Consider the following 2,070-nt stretch of genomic DNA (forward strand, 5'->3'; position numbering starts at 1 on the left):
GCTGCGGCGAGTGCCTGGGTTGGGTCTGCGCTGGAGTATTACGACTTTTTCATCTATGCGACGGCTGCGGCGCTTGTGTTTCCGCAGGTGTTTTTCCCCTCGTCCAATCCGCAGACGGCGATCATCGCCTCGCTTGCGACCTATGGCGTGGGCTATGTGGCGCGTCCGATCGGGGCGTTCGTGCTGGGCCATCTGGGCGACACGCATGGCCGCAAGAACGTGCTGATCCTGTGCATGTTCCTGATGGGGATCTCGACGCTGCTGGTGGGTCTGCTTCCGACCTATGCGCAGGTGGGGATGCTGGCGCCGATCCTGCTGGTGGTGCTGCGTCTGGTGCAGGGCTTTGCCGTCGCCGGCGAGATCTCGGGCGCAAGCTCGATGGTGGTCGAACACGCGCCCTTTGGCCGTCGCGGCTTTTTCGCCAGCTTCACGCTGCAGGGCGTGCAGGCGGGCCAGATCCTGGCGGCTGCGGTCTTTCTGCCGCTGGCGCATTTCATGCCCGACGAGGCCTTCAACAGCTGGGGCTGGCGCATTCCCTTCCTGCTGAGCTTCTTTGTCATCATCGCCGCCTGGATCATCCGCCGCGAGGTCGATGAGACCCCCGCCTTCCAGAAGGCCGAGGCCAAAAGCGCCACGCCGCGTTCGCCCGTGGTCGAGGCGATCCAGATGGGCTGGCCCGACATGATCCGCGTGATCTGCATGGCGCTGATGAACACCATTCCCGTCGTCGCCACCGTCTTCGGCGCGGCCTATGCGGTGCAGGCAGCTTACGGCATCGGCTTCCACAAGGACGTCTATCTGTGGATCCCGGTCATGGGCAACATCCTGGCCTGCCTGATCATTCCGATGGTGGGGAACCTGTCGGACAAGATCGGCCGCCGTCCGCCGATCATCGTGGGGGCGCTGGGGTCGGGTCTGCTGGCCTTCGGCTATCTCTATGCGATCTCGATCCATTCGGTGCCGCTGGCGATCCTGATGTCGCTTCTGATGTGGGGCGTGGTCTATCAGGGCTATAACGCGACCTTCCCCAGCTTCTATCCCGAGCTGTTCCCGACGCGGACCCGCGTGTCCTCGATGGCGATCTCGCAGAATATCGGCACGACGATCACCGCGCTGCTGCCGGCCCTGTTTGCCACCGTGGCGCCTCCGGGATCGCAGAATGTGTGGCTGATCGTCGGCTCGATCGCCTTCGCGGTGACCTGCATCTCGGCCGCGGCGGCCTGGTCTGCGCGCGAGACCTATCGGGTGCGGATGGACGATCTGGGCAAGCCCGGCGCGGTGCCGATGCCCAAGGACGAATACGACATGCTGCGCGCGGAAACCCTGCGCAAGGCATAAGCGAAAGGTCCAAGGACAAGACGGCCCCGGAGAGATCCGGGGCCGTTTTGCGTTGGGGGGAGGCTGAGCCAAGGGTTTGGGGAAGGTTCGCGTCACGGTCCTGAGCGGGCTGCGTCGCGGGTCCGGAGGGCGCGTCGCGGTTCGGGAGGGGGCGTGGCGGTTCGGGCCATTTGTGTCTCAGCACAAGAAAGCCGCGTCGCGGTTTAGGGTGTGGCGTCCCGGTTGGGGAAAGGCGGCGTTCCCGCATGAGGCCAGGCTGCGTGAAGGTCCGGGCCGTCTGCCTCACGGCATATCTCACGCTTCCCGGTGCGAGCACGGCAAAAGGCGGGCGCTTTGGGTGCTTATCCTGCGGCGTGTGGGAGAAGTGCTTAGCTGAGGTTTGCGTTCCGTGGGGAAATGGCATCACGGCTCAGCGGGTTGCGCTTCCATCAAAGCACGGTTGCCTCACGGTCCGGAAGGGGCGTTTCAGCTTATGCGCGACGGTCCGCGGAAGGTCGAGGCGCCGTCAGGAACAGGCGCCGTCACGGCACATCCCAAGCCTCCCGCGCGACCGCCGCGGCCATCTCGCGGCGGAAGCGTTCGATGGTCATCTCGGCAAAACTGGACAAGGGCCGCCCCTTGCGCGTCACCACCCAGGCCGTGATCGCCGCCTTTTCAACCAGAGGCCGACGCGTCACACCGGGCATGTAAAGCTCGGCCACCGAAAACTCGTCGATCAGCGCCACGCCAAGC

1 protein-coding gene and 1 pseudogene are annotated in these 2,070 nt (G+C 65.1%); one reads left to right on the plus strand and one right to left on the minus strand.

The features are described 5' to 3' along the window. The coding region (locus GL284_RS21175; protein WP_155046382.1) for an MFS transporter at positions 1-1,338 on the plus strand (1,338 nt) is incomplete at its 5' end. 521 nt (positions 1,339-1,859) lie between these two features. On the opposite strand, the pseudogene GL284_RS21420 reads toward GL284_RS21175, so the two are convergent. Further along, positions 1,860-2,070 (minus strand): annotated as a pseudogene (locus GL284_RS21420) (LysR family transcriptional regulator); the annotation flags it as partial.

Source organism: Paracoccus shanxieyensis, assembly GCF_009711265.1.
Classification (GTDB): Bacteria; Pseudomonadota; Alphaproteobacteria; order Rhodobacterales; family Rhodobacteraceae; genus Paracoccus; species Paracoccus shanxieyensis.